The sequence below is a fragment of the Lachnobacterium bovis genome (assembly GCF_900111325.1).
Taxonomy (GTDB): domain Bacteria; phylum Bacillota; class Clostridia; order Lachnospirales; family Lachnospiraceae; genus Roseburia; species Roseburia bovis_A.
On record NZ_FOGW01000019.1, the window covers coordinates 30,408 to 49,088 of the forward strand.

Annotated in this window: 13 protein-coding genes and 1 pseudogene; all 14 read left to right on the forward strand. The window is 31.2% G+C overall.

What is annotated here, in order from left to right; translation table 11 throughout:
• Nucleotides 1–5: 5 nt before the first annotated feature.
• The gene (locus BMY79_RS08750; protein ID WP_022748389.1) at nt 6–2,063 is read left to right on the forward strand and encodes a peptidoglycan D,D-transpeptidase FtsI family protein; all 2,058 of its coding nucleotides are present in this window, start codon (nt 6–8) and stop codon (nt 2,061–2,063) included.
• A 45-nt stretch (nt 2,064–2,108) separates the two neighbouring features.
• On the forward strand, nt 2,109–3,467 hold the full coding sequence (gene murD, locus BMY79_RS08755; RefSeq protein ID WP_022748391.1) for a UDP-N-acetylmuramoyl-L-alanine--D-glutamate ligase: 1,359 nt from the start codon (nt 2,109–2,111) through the stop codon (nt 3,465–3,467).
• A gap of 16 nt (nt 3,468–3,483) precedes the next feature.
• Nucleotides 3,484–4,776: a putative lipid II flippase FtsW gene (gene ftsW, locus BMY79_RS08760; protein WP_242941492.1), complete on the forward strand. Its 1,293-nt coding sequence runs from the start codon at nt 3,484–3,486 to the stop codon at nt 4,774–4,776.
• A gap of 31 nt (nt 4,777–4,807) precedes the next feature.
• Nucleotides 4,808–5,650 (forward strand): cell division protein FtsQ/DivIB, encoded by an 843-nt coding sequence (locus BMY79_RS08765; protein ID WP_051532854.1) that lies wholly within the window; start codon nt 4,808–4,810, stop codon nt 5,648–5,650.
• 233 nt (nt 5,651–5,883) lie between these two features.
• Nucleotides 5,884–7,149 carry a cell division protein FtsZ gene (gene ftsZ / locus BMY79_RS08770; protein WP_074730784.1) on the forward strand — a complete coding sequence of 422 codons (1,266 nt, stop codon included), beginning with the start codon at nt 5,884–5,886 and terminating at the stop codon, nt 7,147–7,149.
• A gap of 196 nt (nt 7,150–7,345) precedes the next feature.
• On the forward strand, nt 7,346–8,998 hold the full coding sequence (locus tag BMY79_RS08775) for an MBL fold metallo-hydrolase RNA specificity domain-containing protein (protein WP_074730785.1): 1,653 nt from the start codon (nt 7,346–7,348) through the stop codon (nt 8,996–8,998).
• 234 nt (nt 8,999–9,232) lie between these two features.
• Complete coding sequence (argS, locus tag BMY79_RS08780; RefSeq protein WP_074730786.1) at nt 9,233–11,026, forward strand: arginine--tRNA ligase; 1,794 nt, start codon at nt 9,233–9,235, stop codon at nt 11,024–11,026.
• Between the two features lie 36 nt (nt 11,027–11,062).
• On the forward strand, nt 11,063–12,658 hold the full coding sequence (locus BMY79_RS08785; RefSeq protein ID WP_022748399.1) for a peptide chain release factor 3: 1,596 nt from the start codon (nt 11,063–11,065) through the stop codon (nt 12,656–12,658).
• A 778-nt stretch (nt 12,659–13,436) separates the two neighbouring features.
• Complete coding sequence (gene recA / locus BMY79_RS08790) at nt 13,437–14,531, forward strand: recombinase RecA (RefSeq protein ID WP_022750442.1); 1,095 nt, start codon at nt 13,437–13,439, stop codon at nt 14,529–14,531.
• The gene (locus tag BMY79_RS08795; RefSeq protein WP_022750441.1) at nt 14,531–15,154 is read left to right on the forward strand and encodes a regulatory protein RecX; all 624 of its coding nucleotides are present in this window, start codon (nt 14,531–14,533) and stop codon (nt 15,152–15,154) included. Before recA ends, BMY79_RS08795 begins: the two co-directional genes overlap by 1 nt.
• Before the next feature lie 139 nt (nt 15,155–15,293).
• Nucleotides 15,294–16,838, forward strand: a complete 1,545-nt coding sequence (rny, locus tag BMY79_RS08800; protein WP_022750439.1) for a ribonuclease Y — start codon at nt 15,294–15,296, stop codon at nt 16,836–16,838.
• A gap of 105 nt (nt 16,839–16,943) precedes the next feature.
• Complete coding sequence (locus BMY79_RS08805) at nt 16,944–17,516, forward strand: NUDIX hydrolase (RefSeq protein ID WP_022750438.1); 573 nt, start codon at nt 16,944–16,946, stop codon at nt 17,514–17,516.
• Between the two features lie 33 nt (nt 17,517–17,549).
• Complete coding sequence (gene aroD, locus BMY79_RS08810; protein ID WP_022750437.1) at nt 17,550–18,317, forward strand: type I 3-dehydroquinate dehydratase; 768 nt, start codon at nt 17,550–17,552, stop codon at nt 18,315–18,317.
• A 123-nt stretch (nt 18,318–18,440) separates the two neighbouring features.
• A pseudogene (locus BMY79_RS08815) lies at nt 18,441–18,681 on the forward strand (helix-turn-helix domain-containing protein); the annotation flags it as partial.

The window sequence follows — 18,681 nt, forward strand, 5'->3', positions numbered from 1 at the left end:
TAAAAGTGGCTAGAAGAGTTAGAAGAAGACGAGTAAGACCAAAATTTAATAAAAAGATGAGAAAAAAACTTATTCTATTGTTTGGTATACTCATGATTGTTTTTGTAATCTTGATTGTTATGATAACGTATCTTAATATTAGAAATAAAAATGAATATGAAAAAATAGTACTAGACCAACAGGCTTATGGTAGTAGGGTTATTCCGTTTAGACGTGGTGATATACTTGATCGAAATGGAACAATTCTTGCAACTAGTGAGCCTGTTTATAGTGTTATAATGGATTGTACTATTATAAATTCAAATAAAAAAACAAAAAATAATACATTAAAAGTCTTGAAGACAGCATTTAATGAAGTTGATGAAAATAAAGTTAAACAGATTTTGTCGGAAAAGAAAAATAGCAGATATGTTGTATTGTTGAAAAAGCAGCCTAAGGATAAAAAAGATGCTTTTGAGCAATTAAAAAAGAATTCAAAAAACAAAAAATTTATAAAAGGTATATGGTTTGAAAAACATTATCAAAGAAAATATCCATATGGTTCATTAGCAAGTTCTGTTATTGGATTTGCGTCATCAGGTAACGTTGGTACGATAGGTTTAGAAAATCAATATAATAGTACTTTAAATGGTATTAATGGTAGAGAATATGGTTATCTTAAATCAGCTAGTAATATAGAAAAGTCTATTATAGAACCCAAAGAAGGCAAATCAATTGTAACAACTTTAGATTTGAATTTACAGTTAATTGTTGAAAGAAAAATAAAAGAGTTTAATGATGCATATGCTAATAATGCACGTCCAGGAACAGGTAGTAAACATACTGCAGTAATTATGATGAATCCTAATAACGGAGAAGTTTTAGCAATGGCTAGCTATCCAAATTTTGATTTAAATAATCCAAGAGATTTATCTGCATATTATAGCCAAGATGAAATAAATGCTATGTCAGATGAGACTAAGATGGATAATTTAAATAAATTGTGGCAAAATTTCTGCGTGAATTATACTTATGAACCTGGTTCTATTCAGAAACCATTAACAGTTGCAACTGGTTTAGAAACAGGTACAGTAAAAAGAGATATGACATTTTATTGCGATGGTGGAGAATTTTTTGGAAAAACTAAAATCAGATGTGAAAGTAATCATGGTGTTCAAACTGTACAACAAGCTTTAATGAATTCTTGTAATGATTCATTGATGCAGATGTCATATCTGATAGGCAAAGAACGTTTTGAAAAATATATGAAATCGTTTGGAATGTATCAAAAAACTGGTATTGATTTACCTGGCGAAGTTAGAAATAAGGGATTAATCAGAACTGCAGATAAGATGACACCAGTTGATTTGGCGACTAATGCATTTGGACAAAACTATAACTGTACAATGATACAGATGATTTCTGCTTTTTCAAGTATAATAAATGGTGGAAGTTACTATCAACCTCATATGGTCAAAAGGACTATTGATTCAAAAAATAACACTATATCGGTGAATGATAATAGTATACTTAGACAAACAATTTCAAAATCTACAAGTGATCAAGTAAAGGAATATTTATATCACGTAGTTGATGCTGGAACAGGAACAACAGCAAAATTAGATGGTTATTCAATGGGGGGTAAGACTGGTACAGCAGAAAAATTACCTCGTGGAAAACATAATTATTTAGTTTCTTTTATGGGCTATGTGCCACAAAATAATCCTAAGGTAATAATATATTGTATTGTAGATGAACCAAATTCAGATAATCAGCCACACAGTACATATGCACAAAATATTGCAAGAGAAATATTAAAAGAAGCATTACCTTATCTAGGTGTATATATGGATGAACAACCAACAGGCAGAAATGCTGATAAATCGGTAGTTGGAAATGGTGCAATTGCTCCAAAATCAGCACCACAGCAACAAAGTCAGCCATCAGATTTACCAGTTGAAGCATCCGATGTTGGTGATGATAATCAACAAACCGGTGAAGAACAAAACCAAGCACAACAAGAAGAAGCTAAGAAGAAACAAGAAGAGGCGGTTGCACAAGAACAAGCTGAACAAGCTCAATAAATGGGCATTTTTAATAAATTTGAATTATATCATGTGGAGGTCAAAATGAAGTTAGAAAATAAAAAAGTAATAGTAGTTGGAACTGGTATTAGCGGTATTGCTGCTACAGAATTATTAATGGAAAAAGGTGTTCAAACAACATTGTTTGATGGAAATAAAGATTTAGATTTAGAAAAATTATATGATAGAGCACCAAAGTTAAAAAATGTTCCGATTTTACTGGGCGATTTAGAAGGTAAAATTAATGATTTTGATGTAGCTGTTTTAAGCCCAGGTGTACCAACAGATTTACCAATTGTAAATGAAATGAGAGATAATGGTATCGAAATTTGGGGCGAAATTGAATTAGCATATTATTTTTCAAAAGGTTTAGTTGGTGCAATAACAGGTACAAATGGAAAAACAACAACAACTGCATTAACAGGAGAAATTCTAAAAAATTATTATAGCGACGTTAAAGTTGTAGGAAATATCGGTATTCCATATACTTCAGTGGCTAAGGATACAACAGAGAAAACAGTTACAATTGCAGAGATTAGCAGTTTTCAATTAGAAACTATCCATGAATTTGCACCTAAAGTTACTGCGATTTTAAATATTACACCGGACCATTTAAATAGACATCATACTATGCAAAATTACATAGAAGCTAAAGAAGCAATAACTAAAAATCAAAAAGAAGATGATGTTACAGTATTAAATTACGAAGATGAAGTTTTACGTAAATTTGGTGAAACTTTAAATAATAAAGTGATTTATTTTAGCAGCCAAAGAAAATTAGATAATGGTTTCTACTTAGATAATGATGTTATTTATTTTGCACAAAATGGTGAAAGCAAGAAATTTATACACGTTGATGAGCTTAATTTATTAGGTGTTCATAATTACGAGAATGTTATGGCAGCAAGTGCTGTTGCATTATCTATGGGGGTTCCAGAAGAAAAAGTTATTGAAGTATTAAAAAAATTCCAAGCTGTAGAACACAGAATTGAATATGTAACAGAAAAAAGTGGTGTTAAATATTACAACGATTCAAAGGGAACAAATCCAGATGCAGCTATTAAAGGAATTCAAGCGATGAATCGCCCTACATTCTTAATAGGTGGTGGATATGATAAAGATTCTGAATATGATGAATGGATCGAAAGCTTTGATGGAAAAGTAAAAAAATTAGTTCTTATTGGACAAACAAAAGAAAAGATTGCAGATTGTGCTAAAAAGCATAATTTTAATGATGTTGTTTTACTTGATACTTTTGAAGAAGCAGTAAATTACTGCCATGACAATGCATTAAGTGGAGATGCAGTATTATTATCTCCAGCTTGTGCAAGTTGGGGAATGTTTGCTAATTATGAAGAAAGAGGTAGAATTTTCAAAGAATTAGTTAATAATTTCTGCGACTAATTATAGGGGGATGGTTATGGCGAGTATAAAAAGTAAAAAAAATAAAATGGCGGCCCGTAAAAGGGCTGCCTCATATACAAGAGAAAAAAGAGAAAAATCAAAAGCTATTGTTAGTACTCGAACCGTATCAACTACACGCAAAATGACAGATGAAGAACTAATCAAAAAGGCAAGAAATTCTAAATATAAATCCAGAATAAATGATAATATTAAAGCAAATAGCAAGAAAAATTATATGGATTATAATTTTTTGTTTATAATGTTTTTTTTAATTTGTTTTGGGTTGATAATGCTTTATAGTACGAGTTATTATACAGGATTGAATAAATTCAATGATCCAATGTTTTATATGAAAAAACAGCTTAGGTCGATTATTTTAGGATTTATTTTGATGTTCTTTGTTGCAAAAATGAATTATAAATCATTAAGAAAATGGGCATTTCCTCTTTTTTGTATTTCGACATTTCTATGTTTACTTGTACATGTACCTAAAATTGGAATAGAACGTAATGGTTCAAAAAGATGGATTGGATTTGGAAGTTTTACAATTCAACCTTCAGAAATAGCTAAAGTATGTGTCATTATTTGGATGGCTTATTTCTTAGAACGAACAGCTAAAGAAGCTAAAGATTTAGTTTATATCATGAAGGCTTTGATTCCACTAGTAATAGTTGTTTTTGAACTTACGTTTTCAAACTTAAGTACAGCAATTATTGTTGTAGGTATAGCAATGATAATGATTTTTGTTGTAATAAAAAGGGTAAAACCGTATTTTGAGGCGTGTGGCCTCTTGTTGATATTTGGTATAGTAGGTATAAAGTTACAGTCTTATAGAGGTGGTCGAATAAGAGCGTGGTTATCGCCTGAAAAAGCAGCTGGCCCAGTAGGAGAACAAACACTTCAAGGTCTATATGCAATTTGTTCCGGTGGCTTCTTAGGAAAAGGATTAGGCAAAAGTATGCAGAAAATGGGACGTTTACCGGAGGCTCAAAATGATATGATTTTTTCAATTATATGCGAAGAATTAGGTATTTTTGGCGCAATTTGTTTGCTTTTATTATTTGTTTTGTTAATATGGCGAATGATGATTATAGCTAATAATGCACCAGATATGTTTGGAACACTTATTGTTGTAGGTGTAATGGCACATATTTCATTACAAGTTGTACTAAATGTAGCTGTTGTAACTAAAATGATTCCAAATACGGGTGTAACATTGCCATTTGTAAGCTATGGAGGTACATCAATAATTATTTTGATTGCAGAAATGGGCTTGGTTTTATCAGTTTCAAGAGGAATTAAGTTTTAGTATTTAATTTCAAAGAAGAGGTATCTAGATTATGCAAAAAAAACGAAGATTTGAGGAAGCAGAAGATTTTTCATTAGAGAATATAACAATAGATAACATAGAAGAATCACAAGAAGGTACTAAAAGTAAAGCTAAAAGTAAAGAAAAAAATTTTAATGCAATACCAAAACCATTAAAAATATTTGTTGGTATTGCAATGGTATTGCTTATTATTTTCATAGTTTTGTGTTCTTCTTTTAAATTAAAAAAAGTCGAAATTGAGGGAAATACCTTATATGACAACGAAAAAATAAAAAAAGTTGTGTTAAATGATGGTAATAGTTGGAATACACTTTATGTGTTCCTTAAATATCGTATGACAAAGACTAAAGCTGTTCCATTTGTAGACAAAATGGAAGTAAATATGGTTAATGCAACAACATTAAAAGTCCATGTTTCCGAAAAAGAAATTTTAGGATACATTTATATTCCTGCAATAAATTCGAATGCGTATTTTGATAAAGATGGTATTGTAGTCGAGTTATCTCAAAGGATAATTCCTAATGTTCCAAAGGTAGATGGACTATCATGTGCTAAAGTTGTTCAATATGAAAAATTACCTGTTTCTTCTAAAAAATTAGATGACTTATTAGCGTTGACTAGATCATTGAAGAAATATAAGATTCCACCAGATTTGATTTCATATTCGAAAGAAGACACACCAAATTTAAAATATAAAGATATAGATGTTCCATTAGGTAAAACATTAGAGTATACACCAAAGATAGAACGTTTATGTCAAATATTAAAGTCTTTAAATAATCTTAAAGGTGTGTTACACTTAGAAAAGTGGAATTACGGTGACAGTAATATTATTTTTGAAAAAACACAGTAACATTTATCGGTTTATTTGAAAGAAATAATTAGACAAAATAAACAATTTATTGTTGATTATTTTTGAAAAAAATTATATTATTATTTATATAAGTGTTTGTTTTTATAAGAAAATTAAAATAACAGGCGCTATGGATGTTTCTATTATTGAATATAAGGGGTAAGCAAACGTTATTCACATTGTGGAAACTGAATCCATATTTATAATACGGGAGAGAAAGAGGAGGATGGACTTTGCTTGAAATTAAACAAACTGAGACAGATGCTAGCGCAAAAATAATAGTAGTTGGTGTAGGTGGCGCTGGTAATAATGCTGTTAATAGAATGGTAGATGAAAATATTGAAGGTGTAGAATTTATTGGTGTTAACACTGATTCTCAGGCCTTACAATTATGCAAAGCACCAACATTAATTCAAATTGGAGAAAAATTAACTAAAGGTCTTGGAGCAGGTGCACAACCTGAAATTGGACAAAAAGCGGCAGAAGAAAGTGCAGAAGAATTAACAGCTGCAATTAAAAATGCTGACATGGTATTTGTAACATGCGGAATGGGCGGTGGAACAGGTACTGGTGCTGCGCCAGTAGTTGCTAAAATTGCTAAAGAGCAAGGCATCCTTACAGTAGGTGTTGTTACTAAACCTTTTAGATTTGAAGCTAAACAGAGAATGATTAATGCCGTAGGTGGAATTGATAGACTTAAAGATAGCGTAGATACATTGATTGTAATTCCAAATGATAAATTATTAGAAATTGTAGATAGAAGAACAACTATGCCAGATGCATTAAAGAAGGCAGATGAAGTTTTACAGCAGGCAGTACAGGGAATTACAGATTTGATTAATGTACCATCATTAATTAACTTAGATTTTGCAGATGTTCAGACTGTAATGAAAGATAAAGGATTAGCTCATATTGGTATCGGTTCAGCTAAGGGTGATGATAAAGCTATTGAAGCTGTTAAACTTGCTGTTGCATCTCCATTATTAGAGACAACAATCAATGGTGCTTCACACGTAATTATTAACATTTCTGGTGATATCTCATTAGTTGATGCAAACGATGCAGCAACATATGTAGAGGAGCTTGCAGGCTGTGATGCAAATATTATCTTTGGTGCTAAGTATGATGAAACAATGGCAGATGAAACTATTATCACTGTAATTGCTACAGGCTTAGAAGAAGTTGATGAGGATAGAGCAAGAGTTGGAGGTATGGCAGCTTCTAACAATGTTAACGCTAACACAAATGGTTTTATGAGATATGCTCAGCAACAGAATACATTTTCACGACAGCCAGTACATTCAGGCGGAATGAATTATGGTTTTGGATCTGATTCAGTAGGAAATGTCGGAACAGTTCGTCCAACTAATACACAAACATACAATAATAATTCACAAGATTCGATGTATGGTTCATTACAGAGACCACGTCAACCAGAAAGTACTGTTTCACCAGTTGAAATTAGTATTCCAGACTTTTTAAAAAGTTCAAGAAAATAAAACACAAAACTCCAAGATATGTTAAGCATATTTTGGAGTTTTTATTGTTGTTAAGCAAAATTTAATCTGAAATTATAATATTTATTTTTAATATATACAAAATTTAAAAAATATAACAAAAAATACATATTTTTCAAAAAAACAACTTCCGAAATACAAAATAAAGAAATATACATTGCCAAGGAGGGGGATGTTTATGTTACTAGAATTTCTAGGTGCAGATCATGAAGTAACAGGAAGTTGTCATTACATAAGTTTTAATGGAATAAATATATTAGTAGATTGTGGAATGGAACAGGGGCCAGATATTTATGTCAATCAAGAAATTCCTGTAAATGCGACTTTAATTGATTATATTTTTGTCACACATGCGCATATTGATCATTCGGGATTGTTACCACTACTTTATAATCATGGGTTTAGGGGTAAAATTTATGCTACTAAGGCAACATGTGAACTGTGTGATATTATGCTAAAAGATTCAGCGCATATTCAAGAATTTGAGGCAGAATGGAAAAATAGAAAAGCAAAAAGAGCTGGTAAAGAGCGAGTAATTCCAATGTATACAATAGAAGATGCTGTTGGAGTTATGGATTTTTTTGTTCCATGTGAATATAATGAAAAAATACATATTACGGACGGCTTAGAAGTAAGATTCATAGATGCAGGACATTTATTAGGTTCTTCATCAATAGAAATGTGGATTACAGAAGAAGATAAAAATAAATATGTACAAGATTTATTTGAAAATGAAAGATTTATCACTAAAAAAATTGTTTTTTCAGGGGATATCGGAAGCGGAAATAGGCCGTTGATTAAAAATCCAGAATATATAACATCTGCAGATTATGTTGTAATGGAATCTACCTACGGAAATAGAAATCATCAAATTTCAATTGACTATGCATATGCACTTGCTAAAGTTATAAAAGATACATTTGATAAAGGTGGAAATGTTGTTATTCCTGCATTTGCTGTTGGTAGAACACAAGAATTATTGTATTTTTTAAGAAGAGTAAAAACCGAAAATATTTTGCCAGAATACCAAGATTTTGAAGTATATATTGATAGTCCACTTGCAATTGAAGCAACAAATATTTTTCATAAAAATGTTGCTGATTGTTTTAATGATGTGGCGAGAAATTTAATACTTTCAGGTATAAATCCACTTAAATTTCCACAGTTAAAGATTGCAACGACAAGTGATGATTCAAAAGCAATAAATTTTATTGATAATCCTAAAGTAATAATATCTGCATCAGGAATGTGTGAGGCGGGACGAATAAGACATCATTTGAAACATAATTTATGGCGTGAGGAATCGACAATTGTTTTTGTAGGTTATCAAGTTCCAGGAACTTTAGGATATAGCCTTCTAAATGGCGTACAAAAAGTTAGATTGTTTGGAGAAGAAATTGATGTAAAAGCAAGAATACTTAATTTGCCGGGCATAAGCGGTCATGCTGATAAAAAACATTTGGTAGAATGGATTAGCCATTTTGATGAAGGGCGTCCTAAAAAAGTATTCATTGTTCATGGTCAAGATCAAGTGACAGATATTTTTGCAGATACTCTCAAGCGAGAAGTATGCCTTGATGCAATAGCACCATATAGTGGTGATACATATGATTTAATAACGGGAGAATGTGTAAAAAAAGGTCAGAAAATCAAAGCAAAAACGAGCGAGAAGAAGAAAGAGCATTCTTATTCATCACAAGTATTTGCAAGACTTGTTGCAATGGGTGAGCGTTTAATGGCGGTTATAGTGAAAAACGAAGGCGTAGCAAATAAGGATTTAGCTAAGTTTGCAGATCAGATAAAAGCATTGTGTGATAAATGGGATAGGTAAAAAGGTTTGGATTTGACAAAATAAATTAATGGTAGTAAAGTAAACGTTGCTAATTATTGGCAACGTTTACTTTTTTTAGGTCAAATAAAAGAATTGGGATGAAAATAAAATAGAGCTTTAATATTAAAAGATAAAAAATAAAAATTAAAATCAAATTTCTTTCGTTGACAATACTTTTATAGGTATAGTAAAATAAGAAAAGTATGTAAAAATTCAAAAAATTAGGAGGCCAAAATGGTTAAGATTATAGATTTAATTTCAGAAGAAGTAGTTAAAGCTTTTGTTGAAGCTGGCTATGATTCAAAATATGGTAAAGTCACATTATCTAACAGACCGGATTTATGTGAATATCAATGTAATGGTGCAATGGCAGCAGCTAAAGAATATCATTGTGCACCTTTTATGATTGCAGATAAGGTGGCGGAAAAATTAGAAGGAAACAATATGTTTTCTGAGGTTGAGTCCGTTAAACCAGGATTTTTGAATTTGAAATTAAATAATGATTATTTGGCAGATTATTTAAATAAAATGCAACAAGACGAAGAAAGATTAGGATGTGATAAAGTATCTAATCCTTCAACAATTATGGTTGATTACGGCGGACCAAACGTGGCTAAACCTCTTCATGTCGGTCATCTTCGTTCAGCTGTTATCGGAGAAAGTGTTAAACGTTTAGCAAGATTTATGGGTAATACTGTAATTGGTGATGTACACCTAGGTGACTGGGGACTTCAGATGGGATTAATCATCACTGAGCTAAAACTTCGTAAACCAGAATTAGTGTATTTTGATGAGGCATATAATGGTGAATATCCAACAGAGCCACCTTTTACAATTTCAGAATTAGAAGAAATTTATCCAACAGCTAGTGGAAAATCAAAAGAAAATCCAGAATACAAAGAAGCTGCTATGCAGGCAACTTTTGAATTACAAAATGGAAGAAGAGGCTACAGAGCATTATTAAAACATATTTTAGATGTATCTGTATCAGATTTAAAGAAAAATTATGAGAAATTAAATGTTTCTTTTGATTTATGGAAAGGTGAATCTGATGCTCAACCATACATTGCTGATATGGTAAAAAAAATGAAAGATGACGGATTCGCTTATTTAAGTGATGGCGCTTTAGTAGTAGATGTTAAAGAAGAAACAGATACTAAAGAAGTTCCACCTTGTATGATTCTTAAATCAGATGGTGCGTCATTATATAATACAACTGATCTTGCTACAATGGTATGGAGAATGAAAGATTATAATCCATCAAAATTAATTTATGTAGTTGATAAGAGACAAGAATTATACTTTACACAAGTATTCAGATGTGCTAAAAAGACAGGAATCGTTCCTTCAGAAACAGATCTTAAGTTCTTAGGATTTGGTACTATGAACGGTAAAGATGGTAAGCCTTTCAAAACACGTGAAGGTGGAGTTATGCGTTTAGAGTATCTTTTAAAGAGTATTAATGATCAAATGTATAATAAAATCATTGAAAACAAAAAGAACAAAGAAGATATTGACTTTAATGAAGATGATGCAAAGAAAATCGCTCAAGAAGTTGCTCTTGCAGCAATTAAATACGGTGATTTATCAAATCAAGCAAGTAAAGATTATATTTTCGATATAGACAGATTTATTTCTTTTGAAGGAAATACTGGTCCATATATTTTATATACAATTGTACGTATTAAATCAATTTTATCTAAATATAACGCAGAAAATAAAAATGCAAGAGATTGTGCATCAAATATTATGGGTGCTCATTCTAAATCTGAAAAAGATTTAATGTTATCTCTTATTAAATTTAATGCTGTAATGGAAAATGCATATGAGGAGGTTGCTCCACATAAAATTTGTGCATTTATTTATGAATTAGCTAATGCATTTAATAGTTTTTATCACAACAATAAAATTTTAGCTGAAGAAGATGAAAAAATTAAAACATCATATATTGCTTTATTATTACTTACAAAAGATGTATTAGAGAAGTGTATTGATGTATTAGGTTTTTCTGCTCCTGAAAGAATGTAGTAAATAAGTAATATCAAATGTGGTTCGGAGGATATTGTGAGTAATTTAAGAAGTGAAATTGAAAAAAGAAGAACATTTGCCATAATCTCGCATCCAGATGCTGGTAAAACAACATTGACAGAGAAATTCCTTTTATACGGAGGAGCTATTAATTTAGCTGGATCCGTAAAAGGAAAGGCTACAGCAAGACATGCTGTATCAGATTGGATGGAAATTGAAAAACAAAGAGGTATTTCAGTTACATCATCGGTTTTACAATTTAATTATGGTGGATATTGTATAAATATTCTTGATACACCAGGACATCAAGATTTCTCGGAGGACACATATCGTACACTTATGGCTGCAGATTCTGCAGTAATGGTTATTGATGCTAGCAAAGGTGTTGAGGCACAAACAAGAAAATTATTCAAAGTTTGTGTTATGAGACATATCCCAATTTTTACTTTTATCAACAAAATGGATAGAGATGCAAATGATACTTTTGATTTGTTAGAGGATATCGAAAACGAACTTGGAATAGAGACTTGTCCTGTAAACTGGCCAATTGGTTCAGGAAAACAGTTTAAAGGTGTATATGATCGTGAAACTAGAAAAGTGATGACTTTCTCTGATACTTTAAAAGGTACAAAAGAGGGTACAGAAAAAGAGATTGATATTGATGATCTAGCACTTGAAGAGGAAATTGGAAAAGAATTTAAAGAAAAATTACTTGAGGATATTGAATTATTAGATGGAGCCGGTGCTGAATTTGATATTGAAAAAGTATCAAAAGGTGAGCTTTCACCAGTATTTTTTGGATCAGCATTAACAAACTTTGGTGTCGAAACATTTTTACAGCACTTTTTAAATATGACATATTCTCCATTAGCAAGAAATTCTGATAAAGGATTAATTGATCCATTTAACGAAGATTTCTCAGCATTCGTATTTAAAATTCAGGCTAATATGAATAAGAATCATAGAGATAGAATTGCTTTTATGAGAATTTGTTCTGGTAAATTTAATGCAGGAATGGAAGTTACACATATTCAAGGTGGAAATAAAAAGGTTAAACTTTCCCAACCACAACAAATGATGGCGGATGAAAGAAAAATTGTTGAAGAAGCTTATGCTGGAGATATTATAGGTATTTTTGATCCTGGTATTTATTCAATTGGTGATACTTTAACAACAGCAAAAGATAAATTTTCTTTTGAAGGTATTCCAACTTTTGCACCTGAGCATTTTGCAAGATGTTCATTAGTAGATTCTATGAAGAGAAAACAATTTGTTAAAGGTGTAACTCAAATTGCACAAGAAGGTGCCATTCAGATTTTCCAAGAATATAAAGGTGGAATGGAAGAAATCATTGTAGGTGTTGTAGGTGTACTTCAATTTGATGTTCTTAAATTTAGACTTAAGAATGAATACAATGTTGATATTAGATTAGAAACATTACCATATGAGTATATTCGTTGGATTGGTAATCCGAAAGAAGTTAATATGGATACTTTATCTGGTACATCAGATATGAAAAAAGTAAAAGATATGAAAGATCGTCCATTACTTCTATTCGTTAATGAGTGGAGCATTGGAATGACATTAGATAGAAATGAAGGCTTAGTTCTAGAAGAGTTTTCTAAAAACTAAATAATAATGTTTGCAACTATTTTATTCTTTATAATAGGGTGTATAGAGCAAGGAAGCTGTTATGCTCTATAAATATATTAAAAGTTATATGGCAAGAATTGTTTTGCCATATCTGTACAAAATTAATAAAACTTTAAAAAAATAGCGAGGAAGTCTAGGCTGAATCGCTATTTTTTATTAAATAAAAACTTATGTTTGCAAAATAAACGAACATGTGTTATACTAGTAAATGGTGATAAAAAGAGTAGATGAAAGTAAATAAAAATATTGACAAAATATCAGAATCACGATATTATGATACAAGTCAAGTGATTTTTGATTTAAGAATTAATTTTAAAATTTGAATCGTTTAATCACTTATGTAATCATTTCGAGATGAGTTATTTTTATTCTTAGATATATAATAGTCTTATTTTTATTTATAATTCTAAATTAAATTCCAAAGTAAAAATATAGAAAATTAAATGATAAAATAATTAATGTTAAAAATTAATAGTTAAATTGAAGGTATCAGTTTTTCATGTTTTGTATTTCGTGGTTTATAAATTATATTTTGTATTTTATAGTTTATAAATTATATTTTGTAGTTTATAGTTTATAGATTATATTTTATATTTTATATTTTATAGTTTATAGTTTATAGATTATATTTTATAGATTATATTTTATATAAGGTGAAATATAAAGGGTTCAATTTTGGTCATAGAAACACTTGACAGAAACAAGAAAATAATATAATATTAAAAACGAACATTAGTTTGAAAAAAGGAGAAGCAAAATGGCAAAAGAAGATAAATTAAAGGCACTAGATGCCGCAATTTCACAAATTGAAAAACAATATGGTAAAGGCTCTATTATGAAACTAGGTGAGAATGCTGCAAACATGAATGTAGAAGCAGTTCCAACTGGTTCTTTAAGTTTAGATATAGCATTAGGAGTTGGAGGACTTCCAAAGGGAAGAATTATCGAAGTATATGGCCCAGAATCATCTGGTAAAACAACGGTTGCATTACATTGCGTTGCAGAAGTTCAAAAACGTGGTGGTATTGCAGGCTTTATTGATGCAGAGCATGCTTTAGATCCAGCTTATGCTAAGAACATTGGTGTTGATATAGATAATTTATATATTTCTCAACCAGATAACGGAGAACAAGCTCTTGAAATCACTGAGACAATGGTACGTTCAGGAGCAGTTGATATAGTAATCGTCGATTCAGTTGCTGCATTAGTTCCTAAAGCTGAAATAGATGGAGATATGGGTGATTCACACGTTGGTTTACAGGCAAGACTTATGTCACAGGCTTTAAGAAAATTAACAGGTGTAATTAGTAGATCAAAATGTACAGTTATTTTTATTAACCAATTAAGAGAAAAAGTTGGTATCATGTTTGGAAATCCTGAGACAACAACAGGTGGACGTGCATTGAAATTTTATTCATCTGTTCGTTTAGATGTTAGAAGAGTTGAAACATTAAAGCAAGCAGGTGAAGTTATAGGTAACCACACAAGAGTTAAAATTGTAAAAAATAAAGTTGCACCACCATTTAAAGAAGCTGAATTTGATATAATGTTTGGCCAAGGAATTTCTAAAGAAGGAGATATTCTTGATTTGGCCGCAAATATTGATATCATTACAAAATCAGGAGCATGGTACTCATATGAAGGTGAGAAAATTGGACAAGGAAGAGAAAATGCCAAGACATACCTAAGAGAGAATCCTGAATTTAGAGACATGATTGAAGCTAAGGTTAGAGAACATTATTTCAATAATGATGAGGAAGAATCAGACGAATTAGAACAAGCAGATAATAAAGAAAAAAAAGATTCAAATAAAAAAACAGCTGAAGATACTACAGTAAAGGATAATAAATAATGAATCAGATTAGTGTAGAGTCGATAATGCCCGTTTCTCAAAAGAAATATAAAGTAAGATTTGATAATGGTGTCGTTGTGGAACTCTATAAGGGGGATATTAAAGCTTTTTCGCTCTCAGAAGGAAAAACATTAGACGAAGAACAACAAGTTGTTTTTTTTGAAGAATTTCTGGGAAAGAGAGCAACTAAAAGAGCGATGCATCTTTTAGAAAAGTGTGATAGAACCGAATGCGAAATCAGGAATAAACTTAAGAAAAATATGTATCCTGAAGAATGCATAGATATAGCAATTAATTATCTTTATAGCTATCATTATTTAGATGATATGAGATATGCCCAAAATTATGTCATGTTTTATAATGAAACACGAAGTAAACAAAAAATAAAGTGTGATCTTCAAGCTAAGGGAGTCGGCAGAGAAATTATTAATGATGTTCTTGAGGAATATTATCAAGATAATGAAATGGAACAAATAAAAAAATTGCTTGAAAAAAAACAGTTTAATCCAGAAGGGGCAGATGCTAAGGAATTTAATAGAGTATATTCTTTTTTAATGAGAAAAGGATTTAAAAGCTCAAATGTGTTAAAAATGATGAAAAAAGATAATATTTATTATGATTAACTACAAAATTTGCTTTGAAAGAGTCTATTTGCTTGACAGAAGTGTACAAAAAGGATAAAATTTAAGTGTTGTAAGTTATGACATTGAAAGTTTTATTTTGTTATATGTACAATGAAAATTTAATAAGGGAGGTGCTCCTGTGTCGACGATTATAGTGGGTATCGTGACGTTTGTTCTTACCGCAGCATTGGTATGGTTTGTATCATCATGGCATCAAAAAAATTCAGCTGATTCAACATTAAATCGTGCTGAAGAGCAAGCTCGTGAAATAATTGATAATGCAGTTAAGTCTGCAGAAGAGAAGAAACGAGAGGCTATGCTTGAAGTTAAGGAAGAATCAATTCGTACAAAGAACGAACTTGATAAAGAAATCAAGGAAAGACGTTCTGAAATTTCAAGAAATGAAAGACGAATTAATCAAAAGGAAGAAAACCTTGACAAGAAGCTTGAAGCTATGGAAAACCGCGAGCAGAGTTTTAACGCTAAGGAAGAACAATTGGCAAAGCAAAAGGAAAAGATTGCTAAGCTAAATGAACAAAGAATACAGGAACTTGAAAGAATCTCCGGATTAACCTCTGAACAAGCAAAAGAATATCTCTTAAAAACCATCGAAGAGGACGTTAAACTTGATACTGCGAAGATTATCAAGGAAATGGAATCTCAAGCAAAAGAAGAAGCAGGAAAAAAGGCAAAAGAATATGTTATAACAGCAATTCAAAAATGTGCAGCAGATCATGTGGCTGAGACAACAATTTCTGTTGTTCAGTTACCTAATGATGAAATGAAAGGTAGAATTATTGGTCGTGAGGGACGTAATATTAGAACCTTAGAAACAATGACAGGTGTTGATTTAATTATCGATGATACACCAGAGGCTGTAATATTATCAGCGTTTGATCCTATCAGACGTGAAGTTGCAAGAATTGCCTTAGAAAAGTTAATTGTAGATGGACGAATTCATCCAGCAAGAATTGAAGAAATGGTTGAAAAAGCTAAAAAAGAAGTAAATCAAATGATTCATGAAGCTGGAGAAAGTGCAGTATTAGAAGTTGGTGTTCATGGCATTCATCCAGAGTTAGTTCGACTACTTGGTAAGATGAAGTTTAGAACAAGTTATGGACAAAATGCTTTGAAACATTCGATTGAAGTGGCTCAGTTAGCAGGACTATTAGCTTCAGAAGTAGGAGAGGATGTACGTTTAGCAAAGAGAGCTGGTTTATTACATGATATTGGTAAAGCAGTTGATCATGAGATGGAAGGATCTCACGTACAGTTAGGCGCTGAACTTTGTAAGAAATACAAAGAGTCAGCATTAGTAATAAATGCGGTAGAAGCTCATCATGGGGATGTTGAGGCCGAATCATTGATTGCATGTTTAGTACAAGCTGCTGATACAATTAGCGCAGCTAGACCAGGTGCAAGACGTGAAACATTAGAAACATATTCTAATAGGTTAAAACAGTTAGAGGATATCGCAAACGGATATAAGGGTGTAGAGAAATCATTTGCAATTCAAGCAGGTCGAGAGATTAGAATTATGGTTGTTCCTGAACAAGTTAGCGATGCAGATATGGTACTTATGGCTAGGGATATTTCAAAACAGGTTGAAGATGAATTAGAATATCCTGGACAGATTAAAGTTAATGTTATTCGTGAATCTAGAGTTACCGATTATGCAAAGTAGAATTTGAAATTTATGCCAGTAGTTGTCATGACTACTGGCATTTTATTTTTATATTATAAAATTAGTTAAAATGCTTATTTACACGATATATAGGAGGAAGATAAAATGAATAAAAAGAAGGATTATAAAGTAAAGAGAGTAAATAGAGAATTGGTGTATAAAGGTTCTATTTTAGATATTTATGCAGACACAATGGAATTAGATAACGGAAAAAAAGAAAAATGGGATTTTGTATCGCATAGAATGGGAGCTGCTTGTGTTGTTCCAGTTTTACCAAATGGTGATGTACTTTTAGTCAGACAATACCGTCCAGCCTTAGATAGAGAAACGATTGAATTGCCAGCAGGATGCAGAGATAGTTTGACGGAAGACACATATTATACTGCTAAAAGAGAGCTTGAAGAGGAAACAGGATATAGTTCAGATGAAATTTCACCATTATTAAAATTAAAATCGACAGTTGCTTTTTGTGATGAATTTATAGATGTATATCTTGCAGAAAATATTTTCCTAAATGGGGAACAAAATTTAGATGAAGAAGAAGAAATCGATGTAGAGGTGTATACTAGAGAAGAACTAGAAGATTTAATATATTCTGGTAAAATTCAAGACTCTAAAACAGTTTCTGGCTTATTAGCTTATTTCAATTTATGCAATAAAAGAAATTTGGTAAAATAATATCCTAAAATAAAAAGGAGTGAATAAATCAGTATGAACGATGTAAAAAAAGCCTTGATGGATAAAATACTAAAGGGAAATCATGAGGTGCCAATAATATGTGTACCGATTGTTGAAAGGGGAAAAGCAGATATTATTTCCACTATAAAGGAATGTATGAATAACAATACAGAAGCTGTAGAGTGGAGAGTTGATTTCTTTGAGGAATATAATAGCCTTGCTGAAATTAAAGACGTTCTAGAGGCTGTTAAAGATTATACAGAGAATATGTTATTTATTTATACCGTTAGAACAAAGCCTCAAGGAGGAGAAATTGAATTAGATGAAACAAATTTAATGAAATTATATAACGTGGCGGTTGAATCAGAAACAGTTGACTTTATTGATATGGAATGTTTTTCTATGAAATTGGCGAACGCTGAAGTGCAACGAATTCAAAAAAGTGGAAAAAAAGTAATTATTTCTCATCATGAATTCAATGAAACACCAAATGAACAAGTATTGAAGAATATTTTTGAAGAATTAAATAATACAAAAGCTGATGTGGTAAAAATTGCTGTTATGCCACAGAATTCCAATGATGTTGTTAAATTACTTAAATTTACATGCGATATCAAAGATGAATATCCAGATAGACCAGTTATTACAATTTCTATGGGAAAATTAGGTGTTGTATCGCGCTTAATGGGGGAAGTGTTTGGCTCAGTTTTAACTTTTGCTACAATGGAAAAACAGAGTGCTCCTGGTCAACTGACACAAAATCAAGTTAAGGAAATATTAGAAGTTATACATAAAGCATAATACTTATTAGAAAAAGCCCTGTTATTGAGAAAACTTGATATGTACCCTCTTTACTGGACAATGTAAAGTTCAGTAAGGAGGGTTATTTTTATGCGTTATAGTTATGAATTCAAAAGAAAATGTGTGGAAATGTATCGGAAAGGAATTCTGCCAGATATTCCCGATGGTATCACCAAAGAAGAATTTCAACACCAAATTAGAAGATGGACAAGAATTGAGGATGCTAATGGACCTACTGTCTTAAGGCACAAAAGTCAAAATAAATATTGGACACCAGAGGAAAAGTTAAAACTTGTATCTCAAGTCATTACTGGTAAATCCTGTAAATCTGTTGCATTTAATGCAGGGATCAATGATGGTCAGT